Annotated in this window: 14 protein-coding genes and 1 pseudogene; 9 read left to right on the plus strand and 6 right to left on the minus strand. The window is 63.2% G+C overall.

Annotation, left to right across the window (positions count from 1 at the left end; all coding sequences use genetic code 11):
* Positions 1 to 215: 215 nt before the first annotated feature.
* From glpK to AB8Z38_RS19170, 6 genes are all read right to left on the minus strand, one after another.
* On the minus strand, positions 216 to 1,721 hold the full coding sequence (gene glpK, locus AB8Z38_RS19145) for a glycerol kinase GlpK (RefSeq protein WP_369719439.1): 1,506 nt from the start codon (positions 1,719 to 1,721) through the stop codon (positions 216 to 218).
* 260 nt (positions 1,722 to 1,981) lie between these two features.
* On the minus strand, positions 1,982 to 2,755 hold the full coding sequence (locus AB8Z38_RS19150) for an SDR family NAD(P)-dependent oxidoreductase (protein WP_369719440.1): 774 nt from the start codon (positions 2,753 to 2,755) through the stop codon (positions 1,982 to 1,984).
* A 128-nt stretch (positions 2,756 to 2,883) separates the two neighbouring features.
* Complete coding sequence (pimD, locus tag AB8Z38_RS19155) at positions 2,884 to 4,026, minus strand: pimeloyl-CoA dehydrogenase small subunit (protein WP_369719441.1); 1,143 nt, start codon at positions 4,024 to 4,026, stop codon at positions 2,884 to 2,886.
* A gap of 142 nt (positions 4,027 to 4,168) precedes the next feature.
* Positions 4,169 to 5,359 carry a pimeloyl-CoA dehydrogenase large subunit gene (gene pimC, locus AB8Z38_RS19160; protein WP_369719442.1) on the minus strand — a complete coding sequence of 397 codons (1,191 nt, stop codon included), beginning with the start codon at positions 5,357 to 5,359 and terminating at the stop codon, positions 4,169 to 4,171.
* A 24-nt stretch (positions 5,360 to 5,383) separates the two neighbouring features.
* A complete protein-coding gene (pimA, locus tag AB8Z38_RS19165; protein WP_369719443.1) occupies positions 5,384 to 7,039 on the minus strand; it encodes a dicarboxylate--CoA ligase PimA in 1,656 nt (551 codons plus the stop codon).
* A 123-nt stretch (positions 7,040 to 7,162) separates the two neighbouring features.
* Complete coding sequence (locus AB8Z38_RS19170; RefSeq protein ID WP_369719444.1) at positions 7,163 to 9,259, minus strand: 3-hydroxyacyl-CoA dehydrogenase NAD-binding domain-containing protein; 2,097 nt, start codon at positions 9,257 to 9,259, stop codon at positions 7,163 to 7,165.
* A gap of 123 nt (positions 9,260 to 9,382) precedes the next feature.
* On the opposite strand from AB8Z38_RS19170, the gene AB8Z38_RS19175 reads away from it, so the two are divergent.
* From AB8Z38_RS19175 to AB8Z38_RS19215, 9 genes and pseudogenes are all read left to right on the plus strand, one after another.
* The gene (locus tag AB8Z38_RS19175; protein WP_369719445.1) at positions 9,383 to 10,249 is read left to right on the plus strand and encodes an IclR family transcriptional regulator; all 867 of its coding nucleotides are present in this window, start codon (positions 9,383 to 9,385) and stop codon (positions 10,247 to 10,249) included.
* 66 nt (positions 10,250 to 10,315) lie between these two features.
* Positions 10,316 to 11,113: an ABC transporter ATP-binding protein gene (locus AB8Z38_RS19180; RefSeq protein WP_369719446.1), complete on the plus strand. Its 798-nt coding sequence runs from the start codon at positions 10,316 to 10,318 to the stop codon at positions 11,111 to 11,113.
* Positions 11,110 to 11,823, plus strand: a complete 714-nt coding sequence (locus tag AB8Z38_RS19185) for an ABC transporter ATP-binding protein (protein ID WP_369719447.1) — start codon at positions 11,110 to 11,112, stop codon at positions 11,821 to 11,823. The genes AB8Z38_RS19180 and AB8Z38_RS19185 overlap by 4 nt, the downstream gene beginning before the upstream one ends.
* A gap of 12 nt (positions 11,824 to 11,835) precedes the next feature.
* A pseudogene (locus AB8Z38_RS19190) lies at positions 11,836 to 12,713 on the plus strand (branched-chain amino acid ABC transporter permease).
* 2 nt (positions 12,714 to 12,715) lie between these two features.
* The gene (locus AB8Z38_RS19195) at positions 12,716 to 13,732 is read left to right on the plus strand and encodes a branched-chain amino acid ABC transporter permease (RefSeq protein WP_369719448.1); all 1,017 of its coding nucleotides are present in this window, start codon (positions 12,716 to 12,718) and stop codon (positions 13,730 to 13,732) included.
* A 28-nt stretch (positions 13,733 to 13,760) separates the two neighbouring features.
* On the plus strand, positions 13,761 to 14,993 hold the full coding sequence (locus AB8Z38_RS19200) for an ABC transporter substrate-binding protein (protein ID WP_369719449.1): 1,233 nt from the start codon (positions 13,761 to 13,763) through the stop codon (positions 14,991 to 14,993).
* 179 nt (positions 14,994 to 15,172) lie between these two features.
* The gene (locus tag AB8Z38_RS19205; protein WP_369726544.1) at positions 15,173 to 16,339 is read left to right on the plus strand and encodes an ABC transporter substrate-binding protein; all 1,167 of its coding nucleotides are present in this window, start codon (positions 15,173 to 15,175) and stop codon (positions 16,337 to 16,339) included.
* Between the two features lie 260 nt (positions 16,340 to 16,599).
* The gene (locus tag AB8Z38_RS19210) at positions 16,600 to 17,817 is read left to right on the plus strand and encodes an ABC transporter substrate-binding protein (protein WP_369719450.1); all 1,218 of its coding nucleotides are present in this window, start codon (positions 16,600 to 16,602) and stop codon (positions 17,815 to 17,817) included.
* A gap of 168 nt (positions 17,818 to 17,985) precedes the next feature.
* On the plus strand, positions 17,986 to 19,215 hold the full coding sequence (locus tag AB8Z38_RS19215) for an ABC transporter substrate-binding protein (RefSeq protein ID WP_369719451.1): 1,230 nt from the start codon (positions 17,986 to 17,988) through the stop codon (positions 19,213 to 19,215).
* The last annotated feature ends 17 nt before the right edge of the window (positions 19,216 to 19,232 follow it).

The following is a 19,232-nucleotide window of genomic DNA, read 5'->3' on the forward strand; positions in this document are numbered from 1 at the left end:
GTTTTGCGCCGTTGGAACGACGAGTCCCGTTCACAACATCTTCTGCGGAGTATGGGTCCCGGCCTTCGCCGGGACGACGGTGGTGTTTGCGACCGCGTCCTTGCTCAGCAACGCTCACCGCGGCGTCAACGTGATGGCCTCAGCGGTCGCGACTTCAGTCGGCGGCTAAAGAAGTCCCGGATTGCGCTGCGCTCCATCCGGGCTACGAGATTCCGCTACCCCTCCCCCTCGTCGCTCGCCAGCACGCCCTTCACCGCCCTGGCCCACCCCGCAAGCTTTCGCTCCCTTGTCGCCTGGCTCATGTTGGGCTTGAAGCGATGCTCCAGCCGCCAATTGTCGGCGAACTTGGTCGGCTCGGGATAGACGCCGGCCTGGAGGCCGGCGAGATACGCCGCCCCTAACGCGGTGGTCTCCTGGATCACGGGGCGATCGACCGGGGCGTCCAGCAGATCGGCGAGGCGCTGCATGGTCCAGTCGGACGCGGTCATGCCGCCGTCGACGCGCAGCACGACGCTTGCGGTTTCCGAGCTCGGCCAGTCGGCGCGCATCGCGGCCCAGAGATCGAAGGTCTGGTAGCAGACGCTCTCCAGCGCGGCGTGGGCGAGCTCGGCAGGGCCGGTGTTGCGGGTGAGGCCGAACAGCGCGCCGCGCACGCGCGGATTCCAGTAGGGCGCGCCCATGCCGACGAACGCCGGGACGAGGTAGACGCTCTGCATGGAGTCCGACTGATCAGCAAGCGGCCCGGTCTCGGCCGCATGCTTGATGATGCCGAGGCCATCGCGCAGCCATTGCACCGCGCTGCCGGCGACGAAGATCGAGCCTTCGAGCGCGTAGGTGCGTTTGCCGCCGAGCTGGTAGGCGATGGTGGTGAGCAGCTTGTTTTTCGAGGCGACCGGCGTAGTGCCAGTGTTGAGCAGCGCGAAGCAGCCGGTGCCGTAGGTCGACTTCATCATGCCCGGGCGGAAGCAGGCTTGTCCGATGGTCGCAGCCTGCTGGTCGCCGGCAATGCCTGATATCGCGATCGTGCCGCCGAACAGATCCGGCGTGCTTTCGCCGAAATGGGCGGAGGAGTCCTTCACCTCGGGCAGCATCGAGCGGGGCACGCCGATGATCTCCAGCAGCTCGTCATCCCACTGACCGGTGTGGATGTTGAACAGCAGCGTGCGCGAGGCGTTGGTGGCGTCGGTGGCGTGCACCTTGCCGCCGGTGAGGCGCCACAGCAAATAACAATCGACGGTGCCGAACATCAGCTCGCCGCGCGCAGCGCGGGCCCGCGCGCCGGGGACCTGGTCGAGGATCCATGCGACCTTGGTGCCGGAGAAATAGGGATCGATGATCAGGCCGGTCTTCTGCGAGATGATGGGCTCGCGGCCGTCGGCTTTCAGTTTCGCGCAGATGTCGGCGGTGCGGCGGTCCTGCCAGACGATGGCCCGGTGCACGGCCTGGCCGGTGGCACGGTCCCACACCACGGTGGTCTCGCGCTGGTTGGTGATGCCGATCGCGGCGATGTCCTTTGCGCCGATGCCGGCGTTCGCGATCGCTTCGCGGCAGACGTTGATGGTCGAGGTCCAGATGTCCTCCGGCTCGTGCTCGACCCAGCCCGAGGCCGGAAAATGCTGTGGAAACTCGGCCTGCGCACGCGCCGCGATGGAAATGTCGCTGCGAAAAACAATCGCGCGCGAGGAGGTGGTGCCCTGGTCGATGGCAAGAACGAAAGACATGGAAGCACCCTTGGCGTTTTCCTGGGGTTTGCTGGTCGTTTTCTTGGCGTTGTCCCGTGAGGGATGGTTGTGTCGCGCCAAAGGGAGCGGATTGGAGGCGGCAGGTCAAGACGGGGTCAGCTGTCGTCCCGGCGAAGGCCGGGACCCATACCGCGTGATCCATCGATTGCGCACGATGCCAATCCAGCACGACCAGTCTTCGCCAAACCACTCCCTGTGGTTATGGGTCCCGGCCTTCGCCGGGACGACGAGCTGACCGCCTACACCGCCGCCGTGGTGACGCCGCCGTCGATGACGATGGTCTGGCCGGTCATGAAGCTCGAGGCGTCGGAGGCGAGATAAGCCACGGCGCCGGCGATTTCGTCGGGCTCGCCGATGCGGCGGAGCGGCGTGGTGGCGGTGCGGCGCTTGAGGTTGGCTTCGTCTTCCCACAGCGCGCGGGCGAAATCGGTCTTGACGAGGCCAGGCGCAATGCAGTTGACGCGGACGCCCTTCGGGCCCCATTCGCCGGCCAGCGAGCGGCACAATGCGAAGTCCGCGGCTTTCGAGATGCCGTAGGCGCCGATCACGGTCGAGCCGCGCAGGCCGCCGATCGAGGAGATGATGACGACGGAGCCGCCGCCGCGCTCCGCCATCTGCGGGATCGCCAGCGCCGAGAGCCAGATGTTGCTCTTGACGTTGCTGGCCATGATCTTGTCGAAGGCCTCGTCGGTGATATCGAGCAGCGGGCCGTAATACGGGTTCACCGCGGCGTTGCAGACGAGGATGTCGACCTTGCCGTAATGCTTCGTGGCGCCCGCGATCAGCGCCTCGACCTCGGCCTTGCGCGCGATGTTGCAGGGAATGACGACGGCATCGCCGCCGACCGCAATGATGCCGTCGGCGACCTCCTTGCAGGCCTCCGCCTTGCGCGATGACACCACGACTTTTGCGCCGAGCTTGGCCAGCAGCTCGGCGGAGGAACGGCCGATGCCGCGGCTGGAGCCGGTGACGATGGCGACTTTACCGGTGAGATCGAACGGGGTGTTTTTCATTGTTGTTAGCCTCCGCTGCTTCCATTTGCTCCGTCATTGCGAGCGCAGCGAAGCAATCCAGAATCTTTCCGCGGAGAAAGTCTGGATTGCTTCGTCGCAAGAGCTCCTCGCAATGACGGTGGAGAGACTCAGATCAACCCGCCGCCATCCGCGACGCGGCGCTGGTGGTAGTCGGTGTCGCCGAAGGTGTTCTCGATCATGGTGAGGCGCTTGAAGTAATGGCCGATCTTCGCCTCCATGGTCATGCCGATGCCGCCGTGGAGCTGGATCGACTGCTGGCCGACGAACTTGGCCGACTTGCCGATCTGCACCTTGGCCGCGGCGATCGCGTTGGAACGCTCTCGCGCGTCCGCGAAATCGCCGGCCATGGTCGCGAACATCGACATCGACCTCGCCTGCTCGGCGGCGACGAACATGTCGGAGGCGCGGTGCTGCAGCGACTGGAACGAGCCGATCGCGACGCCGAATTGCTTGCGCGTCTTGATGTACTCGACCGTGGTCTTGAGTGACTCGTCCATCAGGCCGACCGCCTCGGCGCAGAGCGCGATGCGGGCTTCGTCCACCACGCGCTCGATCAGCGCGAGCGAGTCGTCCGGATTGCCGAGCACCGCATCCGCGCCGACCTCGACGCCGGTGAAGGTGATGTCGGCGGCGTGCAGGCCGTCCTGGGTTGGATAGGACTTCTTCGCGACACCCTTGGCATTCGCAGGCACCAGGAATACGCCGATGCCGGTGGTGTCGCGGCGGTCGCCCCTGGTGCGCGCGGTGACGATCAGCGTGTCGGCGTTCTCGCCGTTGAGCACGACGAATTTCTCGCCGTCGATGATCCAGCCGTCGCCCTTCTTCTTGGCGGTCGTGGTGACGTCGAACAGATCGTAGCGCGAGTTCTTCTCGAGCTGGGCGAAGGCAAAAGTCTTGCTGCCGTCGACGATGCCGGGCACGTGCGCGGCTTTCTGCGCATCGGTTGCAGCATGGCGGAGGAAGCCGCCGCCGATCACCACGGTCGGGAGATAAGGCTCGAGCACCAGCGCCTTGCCGAGCGCCTCCATCACGATCATGGTCTCGACACCGCCGCCGCCGAAGCCGCCTTCGGCTTCGCTGAAGGGAAGCCCGAGCAGGCCCTGCTCGGCGAGCTTGCCCCAGACGGCTTTGCTCCAGCCGCCCTTCTCCTTCATGTACTTCTTGCGGCTCTCGAAATCATAGGAATCAGTCAGCAGGCCGTCGATGCTGTCCTTGAGAAGCCGTTGCTCCTCGGTCAAATCAAAATCCATGTTCTAGCTTTCCTGGTACCTGGAATTGTTTGGTTTCGTCATTCCGGGATGGCCCGAAGGGACAGACCCGGAATCCATCTCGCCGTTGAATGTGCGGTCCGATGGATTCCGGGCTCGCGCTGCGCGCGCCCCGGAATGACGCCTAGAGTCCCAGCACCGCCTTGGCGATGATGTTGCGCTGGATCTCGTTGGAGCCGCCGTAGATCGAGACCTTGCGGTTGTTGAAGTAGCTCGGCGCGATCTGGGCGGTCCAGTCCATGGCTTCGTTGGAGCCGTCGTCGCCGTGCACGTCGTAAGGCGCGGCGAACGGGCCGATCACTTCCATCAGCAGCTCGGTCGTGGTCTGCTGGATCTCGGAGCCCTTGATCTTCAGCACCGAGGATGCCGGATTGGGCTTGCCCTTGCCGTGCTTGCCTTCGTCGGCGACGACGCGCAATTGCGTGAGCTCGAGCGCCTTCAGCTCGATCTCGCAGGCCGCGAGTTTGTCGCGGAACGCGACGTCCTGGATGATCGGCTTGCCAGCGGATTCGACCTTGGAGGCGAGATCGCGGATGCGGCGCAGCCGCTCCTTGGAGACGCCGACCCGCGCGATGCCGGTGCGCTCATTGCCGAGCAGGAATTTGGCGTAATCCCAGCCCTTGTTCTCCTCGCCGATCAAATTCTCGATGGGGACTTCGACGTCGTCGAAGAACACTTCGTTAACCTCGACGCCACCGTCGATGGTCTGGATCGGACGTACGGTGACGCCCTTCGACTTCATCGAGAAGACGATGAAGGAGATGCCCATCTGCTTCTTGGCGCTCGCGTCGGTGCGGCAGAGGCAGAAGATCATGTCGGCGTGTTGCGCCAGGGTAGTCCAGGTCTTCTGGCCGTTGATGATCCACTTGTCGCCCTTGCGCTCGGCCTTGGTCTTGAGCGACGCGAGATCCGATCCCGAACCGGGCTCGGAGAAGCCCTGGCACCACCAATCGTCGACATTGGCGATCCGCGGCAGATACTGCTTCTTCTGCTCCTCGTTGCCGAAGGTGTAGATGACGGGGCCGACCATGCTGACGCCGAAGGCGAGCGGCTGCGGCGCCGGATAGGACTGCAGCTCCTCGTTGAAGATGTAGTGCTGCACGCTGGTCCAGCCGGTGCCGCCATATTGCTTCGGCCAGTGACTGACGCCCCAACCTTTCTTGTTGAGGATGCGCCACCACGTCACCATCTCGTCCTTGGAGAGATGACGGCCCTCGACCAGCTTGCGCCGCGTATCCGGCGGTACGTTTCCGCGGAAGAACTCCCGCACCTCTTCGCGAAACGCCTGCTCTTCTTTCGTGAATGCGAGATCCATCGGATCCTCCTGTGAGCGATAGTCCTATTTTGTGTCGTGTTTCTGCTGCTGGCGCAATTCGTGGCGCGACAGCTTGCCGACCGGTGTGCGCGGCAGGTCGTCGACGAAGGCGACTTCGGCCGGCAATTCGTGCTTGCCGAGCTTGCCGGCGAGCTGCGCGCGCAGCTCCTCGAGCGAGAACGGCTTTGCGCCGGGCCTGAGCTTGATGAAGGCTTTTGCGGCCTCGCCGCGATACGAATCGGGAATGCCGAGCACGATCACCTCATGCACGCCGGGAAGGGTGTAGATCGCCTGCTCGATCATTTGCGGATAGACGTTGAAGCCGCCGGAGATGATCATGTCCTTCTTGCGGTCGACCAGGAAGAAATAGCCGTCAGTGTCGACATAGCCGATGTCGCCGGTGACGAAGCGGCCGTCGACAAAGGCCTCCGCGGATCCCTCGGGCTTGTTCCAGTAGCCTTTGGTGACGTTCGGGCCCTTGATGCGGATCTCGCCGACTTCGCCCGGCGGCAATACGCGGGTCGGATCGTCCAGCGCGACGACGTCGAGTTCGATGCCGGGCAGCATCAGGCCGATCGAGCCCGGCTTGTCGGGGCCAACCGGCGGATGGCCGGTGCCGGGCGAGCAGGTCTCGGTCATGCCCCAGCCGCTCTTGAGCTTCTTGCCGACCTTGCGTTCGAAGAAGCTCGCGACTTCAACCGGCAGCGGCGCGCCGCCGGAGCCGACGGCGCTGAGCGAGGAGAAGTCGCGCTTGTCGAGATCGGGGAGTGCTGCGATCGCGATCCACATCGTCGGCACGCCCGGGAAATAGGTCGCGCGCTTGACCTCGATGTCGCGCATCACGGCTTCGACATCGAAGCGCTGATGCAGCGAGATCAGATAGCCGCGGCGGAGCGAGGACAGCAGCACGACGGTGAGGGCATAGATGTGAAACAGCGGCAGCACGCCGATCACGCGCTCGACGACATCGCCACGCGCGGCCCGGGACGGCTTGCCCCAGATATCGTAGATCGACACCGCCGAGGTGAGATTGCCGTGCGTGAGCATCGCGCCCTTGGGCAGGCCGGTGGTGCCGCCGGTATATTGCAGCAGCGCGACATCGTCGGCACTCACTTGGGGCCACTCTGCCGGCGCGGTGGCGCCCTCGACAAAGGCCTTGAAGGTGACGATGCGGGGATCGCCGGGGATCACAGCCTGCGGTGTGCCGACCTTGCCCCAATTGTCGTCCTCGCAGACGACCAGGCGATCGACCAGCCCCTTCTCCAGCAATTTCAGCGCGGTCGGCAGCAGGGCCGCGAGGTTCGAGGTCACCAGCACGCGCGAGCCGGGATCGGAAACCTTGTGCGTCAGCGCGATCTCGCCGTCGAGCGGCGACAGATGCGCGACGCGGGCGCCCGCCTTCAGCGCGCCGAAGAAGTTGACGGGATGATCGGGCGTGTTGCCGAGGAACAGCGCGACCGAGCTGTTCTTATCGCAGCCGGCGCGCAGGAAGGCGGCCGCGGCGCGCTCCGCCATCGCGGCGAGCTCGGCGTAGCTGATCGGACGATCGCGAAACTCGAGCGCGGTGCGCGGGCCGTAATCGGCGGCGGCTTTCGACAGCAGGTCGGGAAGCGTGCCCTGGACGATCGCGTCGTCCCAACGCACGCTCTCGGGATAAAACTGTTCGCCGGGATGGGTCATTGCTTCCTTAAATCACAGACAGTCATTCCGGGGCGATGCGAAGCATCGAACCCGGGATCTCGAGATTCCGGGTTCGCCCTGCGGGCGCCCCGGAATGACTGAGAATTGAAGCGCAACGCGCCATCACGCCGCCTTCGATGCCGCGGCCAGCGAGGCGAACGTCTTGCCTTCGGCTGCGAGCTTCTTCAGCAGCGGCGCGGGCTCGAGGCTGGGGTCGTTGGTCTCCTTGGCATAGAAGGAGAGACGATCGGCGATGTGCTTGAGGCCGACGCTGTCGGCCCAGTACATCGGGCCACCGCGGTAGATCGGCCAGCCGTAGCCATAGAGCCAGACCACGTCGATGTCGGACGGGCGCGCCGCGATGCCCTCTTCCAGGATCTTCGCGCCCTCGTTGATCATCGGATACATCATGCGCTCGAGGATCTCGTCGTCGCTGACGATTCGCTTCTTGCGGCCGAGACGGAGCAAGGTCTCGTCGATCAGCTTCTCGACCTCGGGATCGGGCATCGCCGAGCGCGAGCCGGCTTCGTATTTGTAGTAGCCCTTGCCGGTCTTCTGGCCGAAGCGGCCGGCTTCGCACAGCGCGTCCGCGATCTCCGACTTGATGCCGCGGTCTTTGCGCGAGCGCCAGCCGATGTCGAGGCCGGCGAGGTCGCCCATCGCGAACGGCCCCATCGGCATGCCGAATTTGGTCACCACGGCATCGACCTGCTGCGGCAGCGCGCCTTCGAACAGCAGCTTTTCCGACTGCTTGCCGCGCTGGGCCAGCATGCGGTTGCCGACGAAACCGTCGCAGACGCCGACCACCGCCGGCACCTTCGCGATCTTGCGCGCGATGCTCACCGCGGTGACCAACGCATCCGGCGCGGTCTTGTCGGCGCGCACGATCTCGCACAGCTTCATGACGTTGGCCGGCGAGAAGAAGTGCATGCCGAGCACATCCTGCGGACGCTTGGTCGATTTCGCGATCTCGTCGATGTTGAGGTAGGAGGTGTTGGAGGCCAGCACCGCGCCCGGCTTGACGTACTGGTCGAGCTTGCCGAACACTTCCTTCTTGACCGCCATGGTCTCGAACACGGCTTCGATCACCAGGTCAGCATCGCCGACATTCTCGATGCCGACGACGCCGTTGATCAGCGCCATGCGCTTGGCGGGCGCATCCGCCGGGATGCCGCCGCGCGCGGCGGTCGCTTCCCAGTTCTTCTGCATGATGCCCATGCCGCGCTTGAGCTGCTCCTCGCCGGTCTCGATCAGGGTGACGGGAACGCCGGCATTGGCAAACGACATGGCGATGCCGCCGCCCATGGTGCCGGCGCCGAGGATGGCGACGCGGTTCACCGGCCGCGACTTGGTGCCCTCGGGCACGCCCGCGATCTTGCTGGCCTCGCGCTCGGCGAAGAAGGCATAGCGCTGCGCCTTGGACTGGTCGCTGGCGACGAGCTTGAGGAAGCCCTCGCGCTCCTTCTTCAGGCCCTCGTCGAACGGCAGGTCGATGGCGTAGCCGACGGCGTCGGCCGCCGCGAACGGCGCTTCCAGGCCGCGCGACTTCTTGGTCATCGCGGCGACCGCACTGGTGAAGATTGAACGGTCGGCCTTCGCCGCCGCGATCTTGGAATCGTCGTCGCGCAGACGGCGCAGCGGGCGCTTCTCGGCCAGCAATTTGCGCACGAAGGCTTCGCCACCCGAGGCCGGCCCTTCGACGATCTCTTCGATCAGGCCGTGCTTCAGCGCTTCGGCGGCGCCGATGGGGTCACCGCCGACGATCATCTTGACGGCGATCTCGGGACCAACCGCGCGCGGCAGGCGCTGGGTGCCGCCGGCGCCCGGCAGCAGGCCGAGCTTGACCTCGGGCAGGCCGAGCTTGGCCTCTTTGACCGCCACGCGGAAATGACAGGCCAACGCGACCTCCAGGCCGCCACCGAGCGCGGTGCCGTGGATCGCGGCCACGATCGGCTTCGGCGAATTCTCCATCTCGGCCAGCACTTCGTTGAGGCCGGGCGGCTTCGGCGGCTTGCCGAATTCGGTGATGTCGGCACCGGCGATAAAGGTGCGGCCGGCGCAGGTCAGCACGATGCCCTTGATCGCGGGGTCGGCGATCGCGGCCTTGATGCACGTCAGAATACCGCCGCGCACTGCGGCGCTTAGCGCGTTGACCGGAGGGCTGTCGACCGTGACGATCCCGATTTCGTCATGACGCTCAAGCTTGACCACTTCGCTCACGGTGTCCCTCCTGGGGTAATTTTTGTTCAATCTCGCAGTGCGGAATTTAATTCCGCATCTTGACGGCAGGGTTATTTTGAAGCACGTGGCTTGTCAACGACTCCGCGCAAGAGCAGATCAGGGATGAAGCGTACAGGAAAGAAGACTGCGACCGACCGGAATTTCGTGGTCGCGCTTTCCCGCGGGCTGGACGTATTGCGCGCATTCGAACCCAATGACGGCCTTCTCGGCAATCAGGAGATCGCGTCGCGGACAGATCTGCCCAAGCCGACGGTATCGCGGCTGACCTATACGTTAACCAAGCTCGGCTATCTGGCGCCGGTTCCTCGCTTCGAGAAGTACCAGCTCACGCCCGCTGCAATGTCGCTCGGTTACGCGGCGCTCGCCAATCTCGGTGTTCGGCATTTGTCCGAGCCGTTTCGCGAGGAAGTGATGCGCGCCACGGGCGGAGCCGTCGCCGTCGGCGGCCGCGATCGTCACAGCATGATCTATTTCGGGCAGAGCCGCGGCAGCGAGACCGTCGGCGTTCAACTTGACGTCGGCTCCCGCGTGCCGATTGCAACCAGCGCGATGGGTCGCGCCTATTTCTGGGCTTTGGGCGAAGACGACCGCGCCGAATTGTCGCGTGTCCTGCGCGAACATTACGGCAGCCGCTGGCCCAAGATGCGCGACGGGTTGGAACGATCCGGCGAAACCGTCGCGAAGTACGGCTTTGCGATGTCCGTCGGCGACTGGCACGACGACATTGGCGCGGCCGGCGTCGCGCTCAAGCTCAACGACGGAACCGGGCCTTACGCATTCAATTGCGGCGCGCCTGCATTCCGCTTCACGGAAGAGCGTTTGATCAACGACATTGGACCGCGTCTGCTTGCGATGGTAAGGAACATCGAAGCGGCACTGGGGGGTCTGATGCCGCATTCAAAAAAACAAGACAGCAAGAAGCTGAAGTCAGGAGGAAAAGTTGCGCGTGTGGCCGAGGGGATCAGATAGCCTTCGTCATTGCCGGGAGCGGTTCACATCGCTCCTCCGCCCACTGAACAATGTGGGCGAGACGAGATGACGCAGGCACAGCTCGCGCAGGGGACATCGCCTCTGCTCGCGGTTCGCGACGTCAGCGTCGTGTTCGGCGGCATTGTCGCGCTCAACGGCGTGTCGTTCGACATGCACAAGGGCCAGATCCTCGGATTGATCGGGCCCAACGGCGCCGGCAAGACCACGCTGTTCAACTGCCTCTCCCGGCTGTACCAGCCGTCGTCCGGCGATATCCTGATGGAGGGCGCGAGCATCCTGACGCGGCCTGCGCACCGGATCGCCGAGATCGGCATTGGCCGGACCTTCCAGAACGTGGCGCTGTTTCCGAACCTCTCGGTCATGGACAATGTCCGCGTCGGCACCCACGCCCGCACCTCCAGCGACATCATCAGCGACTCGCTGCGCCTTGCCTGGATTCGCCGCAGCGAGAGCAGCGTCAACAAGAAGGTGCACGAGATCCTCGCCTATCTCGACCTGGAGGACGTCGCCCATAGCGTCGTGTCCGGCCTGCCCTTCGGCACGCAGAAGCGCGTCGAATTGGCGCGAGCGCTCGCGGCGGACCCGAAGATCCTGTTGCTCGACGAGCCCGCGGGCGGCCTCAACCACGAGGAAGTCCATGTGCTCGGCGACCTCATCCGCCGCATCCGCGACGACCGTCACATGACCGTGCTGCTGGTCGAGCACCACATGGGCCTCGTGATGTCGATCGCCGATCACGTCGTCGCGCTAAATTTCGGCAAGAAGCTCGCGGAAGGCACACCCGCCCAGGTGCAGGTGGATCCCGACGTCATCAAGGCCTATCTCGGGAGCAAGGACCAATGACGACGCTGCTCAACGTCAAGGACCTGCGCGCCTATTACGGCCAGGTCCAGGCGCTCCATGGCCTCTCCTTCTCGCTCAGCGAAGGCTCGCTGACGACGCTGCTCGGCGCCAACGGCGCCGGCAAGACCACGACGCTACGCGCGATCTGCAACATGGTGCGCTCTACCGGCGGAATCGAGTTCGACGGCAAGCCGCTGAACAACCGCTCCACCGAAAGCATCGTGCGGTTCGGCATCGCGCATGTGCCGCAGGGCCGCGGCACCTTCACCACCATGACGGTGGAGGAAAACCTCCAGCTCGGCGCCATCACCCGCAAGGACAATGCCGGCATCATCTCCGACATCGAGCGCATGTATGCGCATTTCCCGGTCCTGAAGCAGCGGCACACCCAGCAGGCCGGCACCCTCTCCGGCGGCGAACAGCAGATGCTCGCGGTCGCGCGTGCGCTGATGCTGCGGCCGCGCCTGATGCTGCTCGACGAGCCGTCCTTCGGGCTGGCGCCACTCGTGGTGCGCGACCTGTTCGGCATCCTCGGCAAGATCAATCGCGAGGACAAGGTGTCGATTCTAGTGGTCGAGCAGAACGCCCAGCTTGCGCTCGAGCTCGCCGACCAGGCCTATGTGATCGAGACCGGCCGCATCGTGATGTCGGGCAATGCCAAGGACATCGCGAACAACGAAGAAATCCGCAAATCCTATCTGGGTTACTGAGGAGCCGGGACAATGGAACTGTTTACCAACCAGGTCCTGGCTGGGATTGCCACCGGCGCGATCTACGCCTGCATGGCGCTCGCCGTGGTCATGATCTACCAGGCGATCGACCATCTCAACTTCGCGCAGGGCGAGATGGCGATGTTCTCGACCTTCATCTCCTGGCAGCTGATGCAGTGGGGCGTTCCTTATTGGGTCGCTTTCGTGCTCACGCTGGTCTTCGCCTTCGTCGGCGGCATTGCCATCGAGCGCATCCTGTTCAAGCCGCTCGCCAAGGCCCCGATCCTCACCAATGTCGCCGGCTTCATTGCGCTGTTTTCGATCATCAACTCCTCGGCCGGCCTGATCTGGGACTTCACCATCAAGCAATATCCGACCCCGTTCGGCTCTTCGCCGTTTCTTGGCAGCCAGCTGATCTCGACCCACCAGGCCGGCATGATCGGCGTCACCTTGCTGCTGCTGATCGGTCTCTACTTCTTCTTCCAGTACACCCGGATCGGCCTCGCGATGCGGGCGGCCGCCTCGGTGCCCGATCGGCCCGCCTCGTCGGCATCAACACCTCCTGGATGATCGCGCTCGGCTGGGGCATGGCGTCTGCGATCGGCGCGATCGCCGGCATGCTGATCGCTCCCGTCGTGTTCCTGGAACCCAACATGATGATCGGCATCCTGCTCTACGGCTTCGCCGCCGCCGTGCTCGGCGGACTAACCAGCCCGTTCGGGGCCGTGGTCGGCGGCTTCTTGATGGGCATCTTCGAGAACCTTGTCGGCACCTACGTCCCCGGGGTCGGCAATGAACTCAAACTCCCGATCGCGCTCGCGCTGATCATCTCCGTCCTGGTCGTCAAACCCGCTGGTCTGTTCGGCCGGCACATCGTCAAGCGAGTTTGATCATGAGCGCTGTAGAAGACGTCGTCACGGAAGCCCCGGCCGTCGAGGCCGTTCCGAAGCGCGCCATGACGCTGGGCACGGGCACCTCGCTCGTGGTGCTGCTGCTTCTCGTCGCCGTTCCGCTGTTTGCGAAGAACTTCGTCATCTTCCAGCTGACTCAGTTGCTGTATCTGGGTCTCGCCGTGCTGGCGCTGAACATCCTGACCGGCGGCTCGGGCCAGTTCTCGCTTGGCCAGAGCGCGTTCTACGGCGTCGGCGCCTATGTCACCGCGGTGATGATGGAGCAGTTCAACGTCCCCTATTTCCTCTGCCTGCCGGTCGCGGGCGTCATTTGCTTCGGCGCGGGCTTCCTGTTCGGCCAGCCGGCCTTGCGGCTGTCCGGCGTGTACCTCGCGCTGGCCACCTTCGCGCTCGCCACCGCCATGCCGCAGCTGCTGAAATTGAATTTCCTCGAGAAGTGGACCGGCGGCGTGCAGGGCCTCGTCGTCACCAAGCCGGACGCACCGTTCGGGCTGCCGATGTCGCAGGACATGTGGCTGTATTACTTCTCGCTCGTCGTCGTGCTCGCGATCTACATCTTCTCGGTGAACCTGCTGCGCTCCCGCTCGGGCCGTGCCTTCATGGCGATCCGCGACAACGAGATCGCGGCCTCCGCCATGGGCGTCAACGTCGCGCTCTACAAGACGCTGGCCTTTGGCGTCTCGGCCGGCATCACCGGCGTCGCCGGCGGCCTCAGCGCGATCGCGGTCCAGTTCGTCGCGCCCGACAGCTTCACCATCACGCTGGCGATCCAGCTGTTCCTCGGCATGGTCGTCGGCGGCGTGGGCTGGCTGCCCGGCTCGATCGTCGGCGCCGCCTTCATCATCTTCGTGCCGAACATCGCGGAGGGCATCTCGAAGGGCCTCTCCGGCGCCGTGTTCGGCGTGCTGCTGTTCCTCGTCATCTACCTCGTGCCGCATGGCGCGCGGCAGGTCGCGATCATGGGCCAGCAACTCGCCGGAAGACTCAGAAAGAACTGAAAACGGTCCATTAAAGAAGGAGACCAAATTGATTTTCGAAAGAACACTCCGAACCGCCGCGCTGGTGACAGCAACGGCGGTCATCACTTTCACCTCCGGCGCGGCCTTCGCCCAGAAGAAATACGACACCGGCGCGTCCGATACCGAGATCAAGATCGGCAACATCATGCCGTACAGCGGTCCGGCCTCGGCCTATGGCGTCATCGGCAAGACCGAAGAAGCCTATTTCAAGATGATCAACGACAAGGGCGGCATCAACGGCCGCAAGATCAACTTCGTCACCTATGACGACGGCTATTCACCGCCCAAGGCGGTCGAGCAGGTCCGCAAGCTGGTCGAGAGCGACGAGGTGCTCGCCGTGTTCAACCCGCTGGGCACGCCCTCGAACAGCGCGATCCAGAAATACCTGAACGCCAAGAAGATCCCGCAGTTGTTCGTCGCCACCGGCGCCACCAAGTGGAACGATCCGAAGAACTTCCCCTGGACCATGGGGTGGCAGCCCTCCTATCAGAGCGAAGCGCAGATCTACGCGAAATGGCTGCTGAAAGAGAAGCCCGACGCCAAGATCGCGATCCTCTATCAGAACGACGATTTCGGCAAAGACTACCTCAAGGGCACCAAGGACGGCCTCGGCGCCAAGGCCTCGTCCATCATCATGGAGGAGAGCTACGAGGTGTCCGAGCCGTCGATCGACGGCCACATCGTCAAGATCAAGGCCGCCAATCCCGACGTGCTGATGATCTACACGACCCCGAAATTCGGCGCCCAGACCATCAAGAAGACCGCCGAGCTCGGCTGGAAGCCGCTGCAGATCATCACCAATGTGTCGGCCTCGGTCGGCAGCGTGATGAAGCCGGCCGGCTTCGAGGCCTCGCAGGGCGTGCTGTCGGCGGCCTATGCCAAGGACGGCGCCGATCCGCGCTGGAACGACGACCCCGGCATGAAGAAGTGGTCCGAGTTCCTCGACAAGTACATGCCCGGCGCGGACAAGACCGATGCCAGCATCGTCTACGGCTATGGTGCGGCGCAGACGCTGGCCAAGGCGCTGGAGCAGTGCGGCGACGATCTCACCCGCGCCAATCTGATGAAGCAGGCGGCGAGCCTGAAGGACTTCGCTCCCGACACGCTGCTGCCGGGTGTCAAGATCAACACCGGTCCAAGCGACTTCGCCCCGATCAGCCAGCTCCAGATGCAGCGTTTCAAGGGCGAGAGATGGGAACAGTTCGGCGAGATCCTGAACGGCGATGTCGCTCCGGAATGATGCGCTGACGCCATAGTCGAAAGTCGAGAAGCCCCCGCGATCGAACGCGGGGGCTTTTTGTTGACGTCATGCTTCAATCTTGTTCAATGCGGGCCGATCCAGCCGCGGGTGGGAGAGCAATGATCGCCGTTCGATTTCAGGTTGCGTCCGTTTGGGCGGCATTCACGTTGTGCACTGCGATGTGCAACCCGGCGCTGGCGCAGAAGAAATACGACACCGGGGCGACCGACACCGAGATCAAAATCGGCAATATCATGCCCTATAGCGGCCCGGCCTCCGCCTATGCCGTGATCGGCCAGACCGAGGACGCCTATTTCAACAAGATCAACGCCGAAGGCGGCATCAACGGCCGCAAGGTCAAATTCATCTCCTATGACGACGCCTATTCGCCGCCGAAAACGGTGGAGCAGGCGCGCAAGCTGGTCGAGAGCGACGGCGTGCTTCTGATCTTCGGCTCGCTCGGCACCTCCACCAACGGCGCCATCCGCAAATACATGAACGACAAGAAGGTGCCGCAACTGTTCGTGGCGAGCGGCGCCTCGAAGTGGAACGACCCTCGGCAATATCCCTGGACCATGGGCTGGCAGCCGAGCTACGCCAGCGAGGCGCGGATCTATGCCAAATACATCATGACAGAGAAGCCCGACGCCAAGATCGGCGTGCTCTACCAGAACGACGATTTCGGCAAGGACTATTTGAACGGGCTGAAGGACGGCCTCGGCGCCAAGGCCTCGATGATCGTGCTGGAAGAGGGCTACGACACCACGGAGCCTGCCGTCGACGAGCACGTGGTGAAGCTGAAGGCGGCGGGCGCCGACGTCTTCATCAGCGTCACCACGCCTAAATTTGCCGCCCAGGCGATCAAGAAGGCGGCCGAGATCAACTGGCATCCGATCCACATCATCTCCAACGTCTCGGCTTCGGTCGGCGGCGTGATCGAGCCCGCGGGCTTCGAGATTGCGCAAGGCATCCTGTCGGCGAGCTACATCAAGGACGGCTCCGACCCGCAATGGAATGCCGATGAGGGCATGAAGCGGTTCTATAACTTCATCGCGAAGTACGCCCCGAAGGCGAACAAGCTCGATGCCGGCGTGGTGTTCGGCTACGCGGCCGCCCAGACCATGGTGAAGGTGCTGCAAATGTGCGGTGACGACCTCACCCGCGACAACATCATGAAGCAGGCCGCGTCCTTGAAGGATTTCGAGCCCGATACGCTGCTGCCCGGCATCAAGATCAACACCGCACCGGACAATTTCGCGCCGATCGAGCAGCTCCAGATGATGCGGTTCAGGGGCAAAAAATGGGAGCTGTTCGGCGATGTGATCTCGAGTGAGATTGGCCATTAGAGCTCTTTCCCCGCAGCGCAATTTGAAGTGACGCTGGATTCGGGACGCAACTCAGGATCAGTCCGTTGCCGCGAGAGGCGGAATCTCACCGGCCGGAATATTCCGCGCCGCATCGATCAAAATTGCGTCCACTGCGATTGTCACTGAGGCGTTTTTCTTGCTGGCCGGGCGGGAAGGGTATTCAATGTGCACTGGAGCGACGCAAACGAGCGCTCCCAATCAAAAAAACGACACATTGAAACGGACCAAGGGAGATCAAGATGCCTGCGATGCATGTGCGCCTGGGGGCCCTTGCGGCTGCCCTCGCGCTGACTGCCTTCCTATCCACGGCAGCGTCGGCGCAAAAAAAATACGATACCGGCGCAACGGACACCGAGATCAAGATCGGCAACATCATGCCTTACAGCGGCCCCGCCTCCGCTTACGGCGTCATCGGCAAGACCGAAGAAGCCTATTTCCGCAAGATCAACGCGGAAGGCGGGATCAACGGCCGCAAGATCAACTTCATCAGCTATGACGATGCCTACTCGCCGCCGAAGACGGTCGAGCAGGCGCGGAAGCTTGTGGAGAGCGACGAGGTGCTCCTGATCTTCAACTCGCTCGGCACGCCGCCCAACTCCGCTATCCAGAAATACATGAACTCGAAGAAAGTGCCGCAGCTGTTCGTCGCCACGGGCGCCACCAAGTGGAACGACCCGAAGGAATTTCCCTGGACCATGGGCTGGCAGCCCAATTACCAGAGCGAAGCCATCATCTACGCGAAATACATCCTGAAAAACCATTCGGACGGCAAGATCGCCGTGCTGTATCAGAACGACGACTACGGCAAGGACTATCTGAAAGGCTTCAAGGAGGGACTTGGCGCCAAGGCCAGCTCGATGATCGTGATCGAGGAAAGCTACGAGGTATCCGAGCCGACGATCGATTCCCACATCGTCAAGATGAAGTCGACCGGCGCCGACGTGTTCTTCAACATCACCACGCCGAAATTCGCGGCGCAGGCGATCAAGAAGAACGCCGAGATCGGCTGGAAGCCCATGCATTTTCTCAACAACGTGTCGGCGTCCATCGGCAGCGTGATCAAGCCGGCGGGTTTCGACAACGCGCAGGGCATCATCTCCTCGCAATACTTCAAGGACCCGACCGATCCGCAGTGGAAGAACGATCCAGGCATGAAGGCCTGGAACGAATTCCTGGACAAATACTACCCGGATGCGAACCGCGCCGACGCTTCGGTCATGTACGGCTACATCGTCTCGCAAGGGCTCGTGCAGGTGTTAAAGGCCTGCGGCGACAATCTCACTCGCGAAAACATCATGAAGCAGGCCGCGAGCCTGAGAGATTTCGAGCCCGCCGGACTCCTTCCCGGCATCAAGGTTAACACCAGCCCCACCGACTTCGCCCCGATCTCGCAGGTGCAACTCGAGCGCTTCAAGGGCGAGACCTGGGAGCTGTTCGGCGAGGTCATCAGCGGCTGAGGCCAAGCCAGCGAGAATGTCTACTAAAGAAGCAGCCCCTGCGACCATATCGCAGGGGCTTTTTCTTGAAGACACCGGGTAAATCGTATTGAATTGCACTCGCGTCCGCCAAAAACCATGAAGACAAAAAAAGGAACGCACACATACCAAGAAAATAGGGAGATAGGAATGCCCGCTGTCACCGGCAAGCTTGCGGCCGCGTCTCTGGCGCTCGCGCTCATTGCGGCATCGACCACCATCGCGTCGGCCCAGAAGAAATACGATACCGGCGCGACCGATACCGAGATCAAGGTCGGCAACATCATGCCCTACAGCGGACCGGCCTCCGCCTACGGCATCATCGGGCGGACCGAGGCCGCCTATTTCAAGAAGATCAACGAGGAAGGCGGCATCAACGGCCGCAAGATCAACTTCATCTCGTATGACGATGCCTACTCGCCGCCGAAGACGGTCGAGCAGGCGCGCAAGCTGGTCGAGAGCGACGAAGTGCTGTTCATCTTCAATTCGCTCGGCACGCCGCCGAATTCGGCGATCCACAAGTACATGAACTCGAAGAAGGTGCCGCAGCTGTTCGTCGCGACCGGCGCCACCAAGTGGAACGATCCGAAAGACTTCCCCTGGACGATGGGCTGGCAGCCCAACTACCAGAGCGAGACGCAGATCTATGCGAAGTGGCTCTTGAAGAACAAGCCGGACGCCAAGATCGCCGTGCTCTACCAGAACGACGATTACGGCAAGGACTATGTGAAGGGCCTGAAGGACGGCCTGGGTGCCAAGGCGGCCTCGATGATCGTTGCGGAGGAGAGCTACGAGACCTCCGAGCCGACCATCGACAACCACATCGTCAAGCTGAAATCGACCGGCGCCGATGTCTTCATGAACATCACGACGCCGAAATTCGCAGCGCAGGCGATCAAGAAGATCGCCGAGGTCGGCTGGAAGCCGCTGCACTTCCTCAACAACGTCTCGGCCTCCGTCGGCAGCGTGCTCAAACCCGCGGGCTTCGAGAACTCGCAGGACATTATCTCCGCCGACTATCTGAAGGACGTGTCCGATCCGGAATGGAACAATGATCCCGGCATGAAGGATTTCCTCGCCTTCATGACAAAATACTTCCCGGACGGCGACAAGCTCGACCACGGCACCATCGTCGGCTACGGCGTGGCCCAGACCCTGGTCCAGGTGCTGAAGCAGTGCGGGGACGACCTCACCCGCGCGAACGTCATGAAGCAGGCCGCCAGCCTGAAGAACTTCCGCACCGAGGTGCTGCTGCCGGGCATCCAGATCAACACCTCCCCTACCGACTTCGCGCCGATCAGCCAGCTCCAGCTCGAGAGATTCAAGGGCGAGAAGTGGGATCTGTTCGGCGACGTGATCAGCGCCGACGTCGGCGGCTAGCCGCATACGCAACGACA

Source organism: Bradyrhizobium sp. LLZ17 (assembly GCF_041200145.1).
Lineage (GTDB): Bacteria > Pseudomonadota > Alphaproteobacteria > Rhizobiales > Xanthobacteraceae > Bradyrhizobium.